The organism is Chryseobacterium sp. SIMBA_029 (assembly GCF_046535275.1).
Lineage (GTDB): Bacteria > Bacteroidota > Bacteroidia > Flavobacteriales > Weeksellaceae > Chryseobacterium.
In genome coordinates, this window is the sequence record NZ_JAWRXA010000009.1 from 112,106 (window position 1) to 128,036 (window position 15,931).

14 protein-coding genes are annotated in these 15,931 nt (G+C 38.4%); 4 read left to right on the plus strand and 10 right to left on the minus strand.

The window, feature by feature from the left end:
- Nucleotides 1-76: 76 nt before the first annotated feature.
- The gene (locus SB679_RS16980) at nucleotides 77-937 is read left to right on the plus strand and encodes an AraC family transcriptional regulator (protein ID WP_410703461.1); all 861 of its coding nucleotides are present in this window, start codon (nucleotides 77-79) and stop codon (nucleotides 935-937) included.
- 193 nt (nucleotides 938-1,130) lie between these two features.
- On the plus strand, nucleotides 1,131-1,841 hold the full coding sequence (deoD, locus tag SB679_RS16985; protein WP_410703462.1) for a purine-nucleoside phosphorylase: 711 nt from the start codon (nucleotides 1,131-1,133) through the stop codon (nucleotides 1,839-1,841).
- Between the two features lie 59 nt (nucleotides 1,842-1,900).
- On the opposite strand, the gene SB679_RS16990 is transcribed toward deoD, so the two are convergent.
- From SB679_RS16990 to SB679_RS17005, 4 genes are all read right to left on the minus strand, one after another.
- On the minus strand, nucleotides 1,901-2,686 hold the full coding sequence (locus tag SB679_RS16990; RefSeq protein WP_410703463.1) for a TatD family hydrolase: 786 nt from the start codon (nucleotides 2,684-2,686) through the stop codon (nucleotides 1,901-1,903).
- On the minus strand, nucleotides 2,683-3,012 hold the full coding sequence (locus tag SB679_RS16995) for a hypothetical protein (protein ID WP_410703464.1): 330 nt from the start codon (nucleotides 3,010-3,012) through the stop codon (nucleotides 2,683-2,685). Before SB679_RS16995 ends, SB679_RS16990 begins: the two co-directional genes overlap by 4 nt.
- A gap of 75 nt (nucleotides 3,013-3,087) precedes the next feature.
- On the minus strand, nucleotides 3,088-3,738 hold the full coding sequence (locus tag SB679_RS17000; RefSeq protein WP_410703465.1) for a hypothetical protein: 651 nt from the start codon (nucleotides 3,736-3,738) through the stop codon (nucleotides 3,088-3,090).
- Nucleotide 3,739: 1 nt separating this feature from the next.
- Entirely contained in the window at nucleotides 3,740-4,453 is a 714-nt protein-coding gene (locus SB679_RS17005) for a DUF434 domain-containing protein (RefSeq protein ID WP_410703466.1), read from the minus strand.
- A 424-nt stretch (nucleotides 4,454-4,877) separates the two neighbouring features.
- On the opposite strand from SB679_RS17005, the gene xylE reads away from it, so the two are divergent.
- Together xylE and SB679_RS17015 are read left to right on the plus strand one after the other, a co-directional pair.
- Nucleotides 4,878-6,299, plus strand: coding sequence for a D-xylose transporter XylE (xylE, locus tag SB679_RS17010; protein WP_410703467.1), 1,422 nt, complete (start codon nucleotides 4,878-4,880; stop codon nucleotides 6,297-6,299).
- Nucleotides 6,300-6,634: 335 nt separating this feature from the next.
- On the plus strand, nucleotides 6,635-7,663 hold the full coding sequence (locus SB679_RS17015) for a LacI family DNA-binding transcriptional regulator (RefSeq protein WP_410703468.1): 1,029 nt from the start codon (nucleotides 6,635-6,637) through the stop codon (nucleotides 7,661-7,663).
- A gap of 392 nt (nucleotides 7,664-8,055) precedes the next feature.
- Here SB679_RS17015 and SB679_RS17020 read toward each other — a convergent pair whose 3' ends face one another.
- The 6 genes from SB679_RS17020 to uxaC all read right to left on the minus strand — a co-directional run bounded on the left by SB679_RS17020 (nucleotide 8,056) and on the right by uxaC (nucleotide 15,929).
- Nucleotides 8,056-9,672: a UxaA family hydrolase gene (locus tag SB679_RS17020; protein WP_410703469.1), complete on the minus strand. Its 1,617-nt coding sequence runs from the start codon at nucleotides 9,670-9,672 to the stop codon at nucleotides 8,056-8,058.
- Between the two features lie 6 nt (nucleotides 9,673-9,678).
- Nucleotides 9,679-11,142: a tagaturonate reductase gene (locus SB679_RS17025; protein WP_410703471.1), complete on the minus strand. Its 1,464-nt coding sequence runs from the start codon at nucleotides 11,140-11,142 to the stop codon at nucleotides 9,679-9,681.
- Nucleotides 11,143-11,144: 2 nt separating this feature from the next.
- Nucleotides 11,145-12,674, minus strand: a complete 1,530-nt coding sequence (locus SB679_RS17030; protein ID WP_410703472.1) for an MFS transporter — start codon at nucleotides 12,672-12,674, stop codon at nucleotides 11,145-11,147.
- Nucleotides 12,675-12,833: 159 nt separating this feature from the next.
- Nucleotides 12,834-13,511, minus strand: coding sequence for a bifunctional 4-hydroxy-2-oxoglutarate aldolase/2-dehydro-3-deoxy-phosphogluconate aldolase (locus tag SB679_RS17035; RefSeq protein ID WP_410703473.1), 678 nt, complete (start codon nucleotides 13,509-13,511; stop codon nucleotides 12,834-12,836).
- Nucleotides 13,512-13,513: 2 nt separating this feature from the next.
- Nucleotides 13,514-14,521, minus strand: coding sequence for a sugar kinase (locus SB679_RS17040; protein WP_410703474.1), 1,008 nt, complete (start codon nucleotides 14,519-14,521; stop codon nucleotides 13,514-13,516).
- 10 nt (nucleotides 14,522-14,531) lie between these two features.
- Nucleotides 14,532-15,929, minus strand: coding sequence for a glucuronate isomerase (gene uxaC / locus SB679_RS17045; protein ID WP_410703475.1), 1,398 nt, complete (start codon nucleotides 15,927-15,929; stop codon nucleotides 14,532-14,534).
- Nucleotides 15,930-15,931 lie beyond the last annotated feature (2 nt).

Below are 15,931 nucleotides of genomic sequence, written 5' to 3' on the forward strand. Positions count from 1 at the left end.
TGATGCAAAAATAAAGAGCCCCGCTATAAAAATATTGTTCTATATTTTTTTATTATTGTCTTATATTTACATTACTATGATAACAAAATCTTTTAATGGCACAAAATTAAAATATTATCCAACCACGAAGAATAATACGTTTCATTTTGATCACGTACATATTATATGGAACCAGCAGGTTCCTCTTCATCAACAGCAAACGTGGGAATTGTCTTATATTATTACGGGAAGCGGAGCAAGAATCATAGGAGATGTAGTTGAAAATTTTTCAAAAGGTGAGATTATCCTTATTCCGCCCAACATTCCGCATTGCTGGTCTTTTGATGAATCCGTACACGATGCTGAGGGTAAAATTGAAAATATTACGATTGTTATTGAGAATGATTTTTTAATCAGCTGTAAAAATCTTTTCCCTGAATTATTTTCGAGTATTTCTGAGCTTCAAAGTAATGAAAATGCCGTATCATTTCAGGGCAGATTATTGGAAGAGCTGCAGGTTTTAATGTCGTCCATGATTCATCAGGACAGTATTGAAAGGCTTTCTTCTTTTATCAAGCTGTTGAAATTAATTTCCTATTGTAAGGAAATGCATATTGTGGGACGACCGATCACTGAAAATAAAAAGGAAAAGAAACTTCAGGAAATCCATCTGTTTATTTTAAGAAATTTTCAGGGAAATATTCGTCTTGAGGAGATTTCAAAATCTGTCGGAATGCAGAAATCATCATTTTGTGTTTTTTTTAAAAGAATGACCGGCAAATCTTTTTTCACGTATTTAACGGAGTTCAGAATTGAATCTTCCTGCCAGATGCTGTTAAAAACAAAATTGTCTGTCGCAGAAATCTGCATTGCATCGGGATTTAATGATATTCCTTATTACAACAGGGTTTTTAAAAAGATCAAAAATATAACGCCTACTCAATACAGGAAACAATGATTTCAACGATGCACCTTCTAGCCCCGATTGCCGAGGAAATCCTTTTTTGAAAAAAAAGATTGTAACAAAAAGCGGGAAACAGCTCCTATAAAAATAAGAAAACAGCCATTCTGTTCAAGAGATTGCGTTGTGGCTTTGCTCCCCGCCATGACAATCAAAAAGTTATTATATTTGCACCATTCAAAATAAGATTATGAGTATTCACATCAGTGCAAAAAAAGGAGAAATTGCTAAAGTAGTATTGCAGCCGGGAGATCCGCTTCGTGCACAATATATTGCAGAAAACTTTTTAGAAAACGCAAAATTAGTCAGCAAAACAAGAGGTATTTTTTATTATACCGGACTTTATAAAGGTAAAGAAATCAGTGTAGGAGCCAGTGGAATGGGTTTCCCAAGTATTGGGATCTATTCTTTTGAACTATATACAGAATATGAAGTAGAAACGATCATCAGAATCGGAACTTGTGGTGCTTACACGACTGATCTGAAGGTTTTTGATATTTTAAATGTTGAAAATGCAGCTAGTGAAAGTACGTATGCAAAATATGCATGGGAAATTGAAGGGGATATCCTGCCCCACCAGGGAGGTATTTTTGATACCATCAATGCAACGGCAGAAGAATTATCTTTAAAAACAAAAGCTATCAATGTGCACAGCAGTGATATTTTCTACAGAAAAGATCCTAATATTCCTGCTATTGCCACACAATATAACTGTCCGGCTGTAGAAATGGAAGCATTCGGATTATATGCCAATGCTAAACATCTGGGAAAAAATGCAGCAACGATTCTTACGGTAACTGACATTATTCCTACGCATGAAAAAATTTCAGCTGACCAAAGAGAAACGGCTTTGAAACCAATGATCGAACTGGCATTGGAATCAGCATTGAAGAGTCTTTAAAAGACAATTCAACTTTTCGGCAAAGAAAAAGAGCTTTACTTTATCAGTAGAGCTCTTTTTTATACCCTGAAAAATTTTCTGGCGGTTTCGGTTGTTTCATCTGCCACTTCAGCGATATTTATTTTCTTAAGATGGGCAATCGTTTGAGCCACATAAGGGAGAAAAGAAGGTTCATTGCGTCGGTTCTGCATTCTCGGCATATTCTTCGGCAGCATGAAAGGCGCGTCGGTTTCAATCATCATCCGGTCAAGCGGAACGTATCTGATCACGTCTTCCAAATGCTTAAATCTCAGCTCATCACTTATTGCTCCGGTAAATCCCAGATAAAATCCTTTATCCAGATAAATCTTTGCTTCTTCTAACGTTCCGGTAAAGCAATGGACAACTCCTTCAGGAAGTTGAGACCGGTAGTCATCTGTGATTTCATTAAATCTTTTAAAAGCTGATCTTTCATGAAGAAAAAGGGGTTTGTTTATTTCAATGGACAGTTCCAGCTGTGCCTGATAGCATTTTTCCTGAATGGGTCTTGGTGAAAAATCACGGTCGAAATCGAGTCCGCATTCTCCAACGGAGATAACGTGATCCAGTTGAAGTAATTTCCGGAGTTCGGGAATAGACTGTTCATTAAAAGATTTTGCATCGTGAGGATGAATTCCTGCCGTTGAAAATAAAATTTCGGGATATTCCTCAGCGATTACTGCGGATTCTTTGCTGCCACGCACGCTGGTTCCTGTGAGGATCATTTGTTCTACTCCGTTGTCCAGAGCGCGGTTGATGATTTCTTCGTGTTCATTAAAGAACTGTTTATTGGTCAGATTAATGCCAATATCAATATAGGTATTCATTTTTGTTTGTTATTTTTTTGTTTGTTATTGATTGTATAATAGGATATTACATGGACTCTGTTAATGGAATCTTTAAATGATTTTTCTGTTGCAAATTTTCTATAATCAGAATGCTTCTTTCCTCTAATTTCTGTTGTGATTTTTGCCCAAATATGTTTCCTTTTTTTCTTTCTGGATTTTCGAAATTTCGTCCATTCGGTTAGCTGATTTTCTACTTCAGACGTTGCCGTCCGCCTCCATTTTTTGTTGCCATACTTTTTCAGAAATGGAGAAATCTTTCCATATTCATGAGCTCTGAAAGGTCCTTTATTATAGTTATTTTTCATCCCAGTAGTTTTTAAAATACAAGCAGGCAAAATTATAACAGCAATACGCAATCTTTTTACGCAGTGTAAAAAGTTTTATTCATTAATAAAAACTTCAAGAAAGCCGATCAGTTGTTGACCTCCATGACTCCAGCGGATGCCATGGCCTCCTTTTTCCCTTACTTCATAGACCAGTCCGTGCTTATAATGATAAAAAACATTCCACCAGGTAGTATGATCGAGAATCTCATTGATTTTCGCCATCACTTTCTTCTGTTTCTGTTCATTATTTCCACTGATTTTCCCCCAATACAAATCATCCATCCGCCCTACATGCTTTTCCCATGCTCTCTGGGCAATAGTGATTTCATGATTAAAAGGTGCCATACAGCTTTCTATCAAAGTAATTCTAAGTGGGGGAATCGCATTTTCATCACGAATGCTGGCAGAGGTCAAACGTTGCCCCAATAGATCCAGCCAATATTCAAAAGGAATTTGCTCTAATTTATGCGCTTTAGTTTGATCAGAATCATCTGCTTCAAGAATAGTGATGATTGTTTTAAAGCTTTTTTCACGGTTTGTTGGAAGCTCTTCATTGAAATAAGGCAATTCCAAATCCAGCGTATTTTCTTTATACTTTTCTATATTATTTCCCAGTCTTTCCAGATGTTCCTCTGCTAAAAGGGTTTTGTACTTTTCTTTCCAGGCATTTGAAATGAACGGAATACAGGGTTTCAACAATTCCATTTTACAGTAGTGTTATCAAATTTACGTGTAATTTCTCTTCCTCAATTAAAAACCCTACAAGGTTGAACCAATTTTTGACATTATCCAGAATCCAGGCATCGGAAGAAATGGCAATGAATGCATTTTCTGCTAAAAATCGGTCCGGATTATACTCCAGCTCCACTTCCCAGTTGAGGTTTTTTGCCTGAGTATATTCCAGAATGATCTGTTTGATTCTTCCACTGTTGGAAACCGGTTTATCAAAAATCCAGATCAATTTTTGGAGTTGGGCTTTTTGAAAGAAAAGATCTACCCATTCTATCGATTGCTGTGTCTGATTCACTCTTTTATAAGTCCCATGAACTCCGGAAAGATCACGATAACAGCCATCTGACCCTTCAAAAATATAGGCCTCTGAAAGCATACTTTCAAGCAGTATTAAGAGATTAAACCCATCCAGATAAACCGTTTGATCTTTTAAATCAGTAATCGATAACTGCTTAGATTTTCTATGTTCAACCTGAGCCATGGAAGCTGAAGCCGCGCGAAAAGCCTGAATCTGGCGGGTCTTTAACCGATATCGGTTTCCAATAAGTTCGGAAGACGCTTTTTCGGCATAGCCTCTGCTGAGAAGATACTGCATATCCTGAACCGCAAGTTTCAATTTGTCGGTCTGCTTTGGTGAGCCAAACAGTTCATCATCTCCTGTATTTTTTCCACGGTTTCTGTTATTCATGCTCAAAAATAAAATTTTTAAAAGAGATACATTACATTTTTTCCTATTTTCCTAAAATCAGTTTTTTTAAATAATTTGAAACATAGTAGTCCAATTTAAAGTGGTACCCTATTATTTCAGGAGAAAATATTTCAAGTAAATGCTATGGTACTCATTGGATAATCTTAAAATATCAGTACTCCCTCATTCGATAAAATATTGAACAGTAAATAAATACCATGAGCCTTATCATTAAAATTTACAAATTCATAAAATTTTATTCTATATAATGTAAAATTATTACATTTAAAGGCTTACAATTAGTAAAATAATAGTCTTTGTAAGATAAAGGATTACGCTCGATAAGATTTTGAAATTCATTACTGAATAATGCAATCGATTGCGCGTTTATTAGAAATCAAAACAATAATTTAACTCATCAACCATGCAGATAATAGATTCGGGTCCGAAATATTCATCAGGAACCAAAGCAGAAATTAATATGTTGTATGTGACAGTCCTTACATTGGTAGCCACTTTGGGAGGCCTTTTGTTTGGGTATGACACGGCAGTCATCTCCGGAGCAGAAAAATCAATTCAGGAATATTTAATTATTCCATTGGGACTTAGTTCACTGGCCCATGGCGCCACGATTTCCAGTGCATTGATAGGATGTGTCATTGGCGGAGCCGTATCCGGGTTTTTCTCTACCCGGCTGGGACGAAAGAAATCCCTGATGCTGGCTGCCTTTTTATTTTTTATCAGTGCACTGGGAGCTGCCTATCCTGAGTTTCTGTTTTTTAAACAGGGAGAACCCTCAATGGGAGTTTTGCTTGCCTTCAACGGATACAGGATTATCGGGGGAATCGGTGTGGGACTTGCTTCCGCAGTCTGCCCAATGTACATCGGGGAAATTGCTCCTGCAGAAGTACGGGGAAAGTTGGTTTCTCTGAACCAGTTTGCCATTATCTTTGGAATGCTGGTCGTTTATTTTGTCAACTGGGGAATTGCGGACGGCAAAAGTATTGAATGGATCAATGAAATCGGATGGCGTTATATGTTTCTTTCCCTCACTATTCCTGCAATTCTATTTGGAACCCTGCTTTTCTTCGTTCCGGAAACGCCACGGTATCTAACATTTATAAAAAAGGATGAGGAAGCGCTTACAATTTTAACAAAAATCAATGGACAGGCCCGGGGAAAGGAAATTTTCAATGAAATAAAAGGTACAGTGGCTGAACATAAAAGTGAAATTTTTGCTTTTGGAAAGACCGTTATTGTCATAGGGGTTCTTCTCTCTGTTTTCCAGCAGTTTGTAGGAATTAACGTCGCATTATATTATGCACCGAGAATTTTTGAAAGCATGGGGGTGCATAAAGATGCCTCCATGCTCCAGACAGTTGTCATGGGACTGGTAAATGTAGTGTTTACTGTTGTTGCGATCTTCACCGTTGATCGATGGGGAAGAAAGCCTTTACTTATCGTAGGATCGATAGGAATGGCGGTCGGGATGTTTGCTATTGCCATCCTTTCTTATTTCCATATTATCGGGATTGCCACCTTAGTATTTATTATCGTGTATACCGCCTCTTTTATGATGTCGTGGGGACCGATTTGCTGGGTTCTGATATCAGAAATTTTCCCTAATAAAATCCGGGGAAGTGCTATTGCGGCGGCTGTAGCTGTACAGTGGGCCGCCAATTATTTTATTTCTTCTACGTATCCTTTTATGATGGAATTCAGTGGTGCCTTAACATATGGCTTTTACGGAGTAATGAGTGTTTTATCACTTATTTTCGTGTGGAAATGGGTGCCGGAAACCAAGGGGAAATCTCTGGAAGAAATTGAAAAAATATGGAAAAAATAAGACTTTAATTCACAATCATATATCAGGGATAGGGTATCAATTATTTGGTGCTCTATTTTTTTGGTTAATAGTTGTCAGTTGTTGGTTGTTGGTTGATGATGTTTAGTGTTTAGCGTATGAGTTAAGTTCATAATGTCTGATATCTGAAGTCTGGCATCTTGTCTCTTTATTCTTTGTTCTTTGTTTTGACTCTTAATTTGTACTGATAAAATCTTTACGAGCATATTTAAGGATAAAATACACTTTATTTCTCCTTATTAGGTATTATTTGATTAAATTTACGTCAATAATCAACCTTAGTTTTTGGTATAAAAAACATCTGAAAAAACGTCTCTATGAATAAAAAAGGTGCCACGATATACGACATCTCAAAGAAACTTAATGTAAGTGTGGCTACTGTTTCCAGAGCGCTTAATGATCATCCGAGAATAAGCCAGGCGACAAAAGATTTGGTGAAGAAGACTGCCAAAGAAATGAACTATAAGCAGAATAATCTTGCCAAAGCATTAAAAAGTGGTGAAACAAAAAACGTCGGCATCATTGTTCCTTTTGTGAATACCAATTTCTTTTCATCCGTAATCCGGGGAATTGAGGAGGAACTTTCTCCATTCGGTTATCACGTGATCATTTGCCAGAGCCATGAAGATGTGAATATTGAGAAAAGACACCTCAACACCCTGCTGAATGCCCAGGTGGACGGAATTTTCATGTCGGTTTCCAAAACGACCATTGATACTGAACATATCCAGAGTATTTTAGATACTACCAACACTCCGATTATCTTTTTCGACCGAAAGAAAGACATTAAGGGAATCAGCACGGTAACCATCGATGATTACCGTGGGGGCTATATTGCAACGGAACACCTGATCAATGAAGGGTACAAAAATATCTGTCATTTTGCAGGAGATCTTAATCTTGAAATCTACCAAAACCGTCTCAACGGCTATAAACAAGCTTTGATCGACCATCAGCTTCCTGTAAAGGAGGATAATATTGTTTCTATGGGAAGTTCTATTGATGCAGGAATTGACGCGATCAAGAAGCTTTGGGATAAAAAATCAATTCCGGATGCGATCTTTTCATCGAGTGATTTTGCGGCTTTGGGCGCCTGCCAGGAATTAAAGAAACGTAAAATAAAAATCCCTCAGGAAGTAGCCGTAATAGGTTTCAGTAATGAGCCTTTTACCCAGTTTATGGAACTTACCATGAGTTCTGTAGATCAGACTCCTCTATTGATGGGGAAAATGTCCGGGCAGGTATTCCTGGACAGTGTAAAGGGAAACGGTTCCGGGGTTTCTATTGAGAAAAAAGTAGTATTAACGCCACAGCTTTATATCAGAAAGTCTTCGAAAAGGAAATAGACTTTCTTTTTTGTCTTAGCGTAAAAGAAAAAAATGAAGAATTGGATCTTCTGTTAAATTAAAATTTAATCCCCGATTTTGCCCGAAATCAATATTTGTTCTCCGGTTCAGAGTTGTGTAGCCTTTTGAACAGCGGGATTTTTTTAACTTTTGGCTAAAGCCAATTATGAATTTATTTTTATTAAACGGACTTAAGTCCGTTCCTATTGATACAAGCTTTATGTTTATTTCTAAAAATCTTTGATTTTCTTGCGCCCTAAAACAACATAAAGATTAAAATCATTGCGCCTTTGCGAATAACCAACAAGCTTATATTTTATCAAAAAAGAAAATGCCTCCTACCATGTAGAAAGCATTTCCAACCTAATAATTATATAATTTAAAAACTATATTTATAAAGAAACGCCCCTTCTCCAGGGGATAAAATCATTCTGATTTAAAATTGCCGCTTTCGTCTTTGTGGTTCCGCTGGCCACTTCAATAATAAATTCCAGCAGCTCTTCAGCCTTTTGATCAATTGTTTTTTCTCCGGTGATAATATCTCCGGTATTGAAATCAATGATATCAGGCATCCTTTCGGATAATGAAGTATTGGATGAAATTTTCACGACAGGCACCACAGGATTTCCCGTAGGTGTTCCGAGACCGGTGGTAAACAGAACCATATTGGATCCGGAACCGACCAGCGCTGTGGTACATTCCACATCATTGCCCGGAGTACAAAGCAGATTCAAGCCCGGTCTTTTGATATATTCTGCAAAATCCAGCACATCCTGAATGAGTGATGAGCCTCCTTTTTTAGCCGCTCCTGCAGATTTCATGGCATCGGTTATGAGTCCATCTTTAATATTCCCCGGTGATGGATTCATATCAAAGCCAGATCCTGCAGCAACGACTGATTTTTCAAAATCCTGCATCAGAGTTAAAAATCTTTCTGCATCTTCTTCATTCACACATCGGTTCACCAGCTCCTGCTCTACTCCACACAATTCCGGGAATTCGGAAAGGATGGTTGAGCCTCCGATCGCTGCCATTATATCTGACAGCTGGCCCAGCACAGGATTGGCAGAAATCCCTGAAAAACCATCTGATCCGCCACATTCTAATCCCAACACCAATTTTGACATGGGTGCAGGTTTTCTCTGAATTTCATTGGCTTCTTTGATGGCTTCATAGGAATCTTTGATGATTCCGTTGAGCATTTCATCTACTGTCCCCGATTTCTGTTGTTCATAAATGATGATAGGCTTTTTATTACCAGGACTTATAGCTTCCAGAGCATCTTTAAAGGTCTGAACCTGTAAATTCTGACAACCCAGGCTCAATACCGTCGCTCCTGCTACATTCGGGTTTTTAACATATCCTGCCAGCAGGCGACCCAACGCTTCTGCATCCTGACGGATTCCGCCACAGCCGCCCTGATGGGTAATAAATTTAACGTCAATATTTTTGAATACCCTTGAATCCTGCTCTTCATCAGCAACTGTTTGCGTATCTGATGAATTATTGATCAATGACCTTAGGAGTAACTGATGTTTGGTTACTTTTTCGAATAAAAGTTCTTTTTCAAAAACCTCTTTCAGGATTTCAACGTTCCTGTTTTCGCAGAAAACCAATGGAAAAAACAGCCAGACATTGGAGGTTCCCACCTGTCCGTCTTCTCTGTGATATCCCATGAATGTTTTATCTTTCCACTGATCAACATTGGGTGCAGACCATGAAACGGTTTCTGTTTTTCCTTCTACTTTTGCACTCTGGTGTTTTACATTTTCGGTGGTAATCACTTCTCCTTTCCAGATCGGAAGGCTGGCTTTTCCCACTAACACACCATACATGATGATCTGATCGCCAACGGAAAGATCTTCTGTAACGAACTTATGTTTTGCCCTGGTATCTTTTACAATATCATAGGTAAGATGACCCAAAGTAACAGTTTCTCCCTGCTTCAGATCTACCAATGCCACTGCTACATTATCGTTGGGATTTACTTTCAGTACTTTCTTTTCCATAATTTCTTAAGAATTGAATTGAATAAAATTACGGTAAGCTGTTTCCACATCATACTGATCGATCTCAGATAGTGCGTTTGAAACAGCGGCGGCCAATCCCGGAACCTGGGTAAGATCTGTATCCCAGAAACTGGTTTCAGCTAATGCAAGCTCAGCTACTTTTCCGTAGTCTTCATGTTTCCAGATTTCTTTGAATCTGGTCACAATGGTTTCTTCGTCATTCAGGGGTAATGATTGCTCCCCTAAATTTCCCTGATAGAATCTTATTAAGGCAGCCAGTGAAAATGTCAGATTCAATGGAAGCTTTCCATTCATTTCAACATAGGTTAATAAACTTGGTAAAATTCTCACTTTAAATTTAGAAACAAAATATAAAGCAATGCTTGCCTGATAATGTTTGATGAACGGGTTTCTAAATCTGTCGAAAACTTCTTCAGCAAAGTCTTTCAGTTCTTCTTCATCCAGACCCAGCGTCTGATTGACTTCATTAAAAATAGTTTCTTTTAAAAAGGTGCCGATAAACTGATCATCGATAGATTCTTTCACCGTTTCTTTTCCGGACAGAATCGCAGGCGCCAGCATCAGGGTGTGACCGCCATTTAAAATTCTGACTTTTCTTAAACGGTAAGGCTGAATATCATCAACCACTAAAATCTGTTCATTGATCTTGTGGAAAGGGATTCTTTCTTTCAGATTTCCAGCATCCTGAATCACCCAAAGTAAAAATACTTCCGAAACAACCATCATCTGGTCTTCATAATCGAGCTGATCTTCATACTGCGCGCTATCCTCTTTAGGATAACCGGGAACAATTCTGTCCACCAATGTATTGTGAAACTGATTGGCAGTTTCAATCCACTGGATAAAATCTTCTCCCAGATTCCAAAGGGATGCATATTTCAGGATAATCGCTTGTAAGGCAAAAGCGTTATCTTCAATAAGCTCACAGGGAATGATTCTTACTCCCTTATCTCGTGCTCCCGCAAAATTTTTAAATCTTTCATGCAGCAAAACCGTTAGCTTAGCTGGGAAATTTTTGTGTGGACCTGTATAATTGTTTTCAGTTTCATCGTAAACGATTCCCGTTTCTGTAGTATTGGAGAAAATAAACTCAAGGTCTTCTTCTTTAGCCAATGCCAGAAATTCGTTATAATCCGTATAAGGGTTAATGGATTGCTGGATTGCTGAGATCATTCTTTTTTCGTCGATGATTTCCCCTTTTTTTATTCCCCTTGAAAAAAGCGTATACAAGTTATCCTGTTCCTCCAGTTTATGAACAGAACCTCCCGGTGTAGGCTGTACATTGACAATTCCGGCATTAAACCCCGCTTCTTTATTTAATCTGTCAATGACATAATCCGTAAATCCTCTCATGAAATTTCCGCCTCCAAATTGTACAATTTTAATGGGTAGTTCCTCCTGAGAACCGCTTACTTCACGGTTTAATTTTTGTTTTATCTGATTTTCCATCATTATTTATTGATAACTTTATATTTTGGAACCAATGCTTTCATTACGCTCCATGCGATAAGATAGGCTACTGCACATATTGAAAAAATAATCATATATCCTTTATCGATTCCGTCTGAAATCACGGCTCCTGATTGTTCTAATTTTTCAAAAAAACCTTCCGGCAAGCGTTCGTTGATATATTGTGGATATTTTTCCAGCAAGGGAGTCCCATCAACGGTTGTCCATGCTTTATGGGCATAATCAAACAATACTCCTGATGATTTATTAATTAAAAATGAACCAATCCCACCGGCCATTCCGCCAATTCCAGTAATGGTAGCAATTGCTTTTTTAGGAAACATATCTCCAACCGTCGAAAAGATATTAGCAGACCATGCCTGATGCGCTGCACCGGCAACCCCTATAATTAAAACAGGAATCCAATAGGTAATAGATCCTAAAGGCTGTGCTAAAAGTGCCAGCAGTGGAAAAAATGCGAAGATCAGCATGGCTTTCATCCTTCCTGAATAAGCATTCATTCCTTTTTTTTCTACAAAATATTTAGGAAGCCAGCCTCCGATAATCGAAAGCAGCGTAATCATATACAGAACGAATAAAGGAAGTGCACTTTGCGTACTGTCCATTTTGTATACTGAACTTAAATAAGCCGGAGTCCAGAATAAGAAAAACCACCAGATTCCATCTGTCATGAATTTTCCAAAAGCAAAAGCCCAGGTCTGTCTATAGCTGAAACATTCTTTAAAAGTGAATTTCTTTTCAGGAATACTGGAATCTGTATTAGGCAGATCATCCTGATCCTGCTGGATATATTCTAATTCGTGGGTATTTACTTTATGGTGTTCATGCGGTTTTTTATAATAAAATACCCAAAGTCCCATCCAGACAAATCCTAATGCTCCTATAATAATGAAAGCCCATTCCCATCCCATAGATTTGGCAATGAAAGGAATCGTTAACGGTGCTGCCAATGCTCCAACGGTAGCTCCGGCATTGAAAATACTGGTGGCAAACGCCCGGTCTTTTTTAGGAAAATATTCTGCCGTGGTTTTAATGGCTGCCGGAAAATTTCCTGCTTCACCAACCGCCAGTACAAAACGGGCGAAAATAAATAAGGTAACGCTGGTACTGATCACCATAGAAACGTTATCTACTTTACCGATCAGTTCCTTAGATTCATGGAAGCCTACCATCCAGTTTCCGGTAAGGACTCCCGCAGTGGCAATACCGCAGAAAGCGTGTAAAACCGCTCCCACAGACCAAATTGCAATGGCCCAGAGAAATCCTTTTTTCGTATCCATCCAGTCCACGAATTTCCCGGCAAAAAGCATGCTTATTGCATAAAATATAGAAAATAATGCGGTGATGTTTCCATAGTCGTTATTATTCCAATGAAACTCGGGTGCGATGAAATCCTTCCAGGTTAATGAAAGCACCTGCCGATCCATATAATTGATGGTAGTGGCGATGAATAGCAATACGCATATCGTCCATCTGAAGTGAGTCGGTTTCGGGGATATATTTTTATTCATATCAATCTTTAATAGTATTGATTTTTTATTGATTTTGAAACAAATGAGAGCAAAAACTCTCCTTTCCATGCCGTTTTCAGCAAGGACTTATTAATTTTATAAATCTTTTTTTATTGGAAACCTAAGTAGTTAACCTGAAACTTACATGTAAGTTTCAGGTTATAATGATTCCCTTAATTCTTTAATAATTTGAATTGAATTCGCGACAGTCTCTGTAATTTTTTCGTAATCATATTCCCCGTTTTCATTTTTCACAAATAACTGTGATCCCAATCCTACACAAAAAGCCCCGGCAGCAATCCACTGAGAGAGATTATCTTTTGTGGGAAGTACACCGCCTGTAGGCATAATATTGGACCATGGCATAGGACCTTTTACCGCTTTGATGAATTCCGGTCCGCCTACCTGGGAAGCAGGAAATATTTTTACAATTTCAGCACCCAATTCTTCGGCGTAAGAAATTTCTGAAACGGAACCACAGCCCGGCATCCATGAGATTTTTCTTCTGTTGCAGACTTTAGCCATCTCCGCATTCAATAAAGGAGAAACGATAAAATTCGTTCCGTTTTGAATGTATAATGAGGCTGTTCCTGCATCTACTACAGATCCTACTCCCAACATCATTTCAGGAAGTTCCTTGGCTGCATATTTCGTCAGCTCGGTAAAAACTTCATGGGCATATTCTCCTCTGTTGGTAAATTCGAAAACACGGGCGCCGCCATCATAACAGGCTTTTAAAATCTTTTTGCTCACTTGCGCATCAGCGTGATAAAACACGGGAACGATCCCTGTTTCTTTTGCTTTTAATGCAACTTCTATACGGGTAAATCTTGCCATAATTATCTTTTTATTCTTCCTCCTGAATTTCCGTTCATTACTTCCATAATGTCTTCGGCACTGCAGTAATTGATGTCTCCTAAAATGGTGTGTTTGATCGCACACGCCGCATTGGCAAATTTCAATGCTTTTTCGTCATCAAAATGCAGCAGTCCGTAAATAAGACCCGCTGCAAAAGCATCTCCGGTTCCGATTCTGTCGACCACGGGATTCACTTCAAGCAAGTCGGTTTCAAAGAATGTATCATTAACCCAGGCTCTCCCCTGCGTCTGCTGGGAACTTGCATTAACGCCAATTCTTATTTTGTCGAAAACTTTATGGATCGAAGGAATTTGTTGTTGTAATATTGTACAGGCTTCTATAAAGCCTTCCTGATCTGATGAAAACTGAGTTCCTAAAATTTCATTGATCTCATTAACACCGCCAATGAAAATAGTAGAATAGGAAACCAGCTCTTTTAATATTTCGTTTCCGCTTTTTCCGTATTTCCAAAGATTGGAACGGTACGCAGGATCCGTCGTGATCTGGATTCCCATCTTTTGGGCAGTCTGCAACCCTTCCTTTAAGGTTTCATAGGCAGTTTCTGAAATTCCGGGACTTATTCCGGTCCAGTGAAAATATTCACAGCCTTCCAATGCTTTTTCCCAGTCTACCTGCTCCGTTTTTATATTGGCAAAAGAACCGTTCAGTCTGTTATACGCAATTCTGCTTGCACGGACAGATGAACCCACTTCAAGAAAGTATAATCCCAGAGGATGTTCGGTTTTATTGATGAAAGATGTATCAATTCCTACACTTTTCATGAAAGAAACGGCAGATTCACCTACAAAATCATCTGAAACATTGCTTATGTGCCTTACCTCACAGTTCATCACTGCGAGTGACGAGGCCACATTAAGTTCTGTACCTCCGAAAAAGAATTCCATTTCGTGGCTTTGTCTCATTGTTTTATTTCCGGGAGGCGAAAGCCTCATAATGACTTCTCCGAAAGTGACTATTCTACTGCCCATATGTTATTAATTAAAAGTCAAAATAATTTTTTGCATTATGATAGCAGATATCAGAGACTGTTCTTCCTATCAGTTCAATATCATCTGGCAGTTCGCCTTTCTTCATTTCTTCTCCGAAAAGATTACACAGCACTCTTCTGAAATACTCATGTCTTGGAAAAGAAAGAAAACTTCTGGAATCAGTAAGCATTCCTACGAAACAGCTGATCAGTCCCATATTGGAAAGTGCATTCATCTGTTTGATCATTCCATCTTTCTGATCCAGGAACCACCATCCGGAACCAAACTGTACTTTTCCTTTCACACTTCCGTCATTGAAATTCCCGATCATAGTCGCGAATATTTCATTGTCTGCCGGATTTAGATTATATAAAATGGTTTTTGTTAATTTATCTTTTCCATCCAGGGTATTTAAAAATCTGGACAGGGTTTCAGCCTGCACAAAGTCACCGATAGAGTCCCATCCTGTGTCGGGTCCTAAAATCTGGTGCATACGCTCATTATTATTTCTCAGTGCTCCCAAATGGAACTGCTGAACCCATCCGAATTTGTGGTAGGTTTCTCCTAAGAATAATAAAATGGTGGTTTTAAATTGGTTAACCTGCTTTTCAGCAATTACTTTACCCGCTAATTTATCATTAAAGATAGCACTTACTTCAGCATCTGAAGCTTCTTCAAAAGAAATATTATTCAATCCGTGGTCACAAAGTCTGCAACCGTTTTCATGGAAATATTCAATTCTTTTAATTAACGCATCACACAATGTTTGGTAAGAATTAATTTCAATTCCTGCAGATGCTCCTAATTTAGAAATATAGTCTGCGAAATTGTGATTCTCAATCAGGATGGCTTTATCCGGACGGAAAGCTGTGCTCACTTTGGTCTTGAAATCGCTTTTTGCAATTTCCTGGTGATAATTTAAAATATCCGTAGGATCTTCTGTGGTACATAAAGATTCTACATTCATCATTTTCAGCAAGCCTCTTGTTGATTTTTCCGGAGTCTGCAGCTGAGCCGTGATGTTCTCATAAATTTCACCTGCATTATTTTCGTTAAGCAGTTCATCAATCCCGAAATACCGTTTCAGTTCCAGATGCGTCCAGTGGTATAAAGGATTCCTCAGCGTATAAGGAACCGTTTTCGCCCAGGCTTCGAATTTTTCTTTATCTGAAGCATCTCCTGTTATGAATTTTTCATTCACTCCCAGCGTACGCATTGCCCGCCATTTGTAATGGTCGCCTGCAATCCATACTTTAGAGATGTTCCCAAATACCGTATCTTCAGCAATATCTTTAGGGATCAGGTGATTATGATAATCAATGATCGGTTGTTTTTCCGCGAAGTTAAAATAGAGTTCTTCAGCGTATTTATTTTGTAGTAAAAATTGATCTGTTATAAAGGATTTCATTC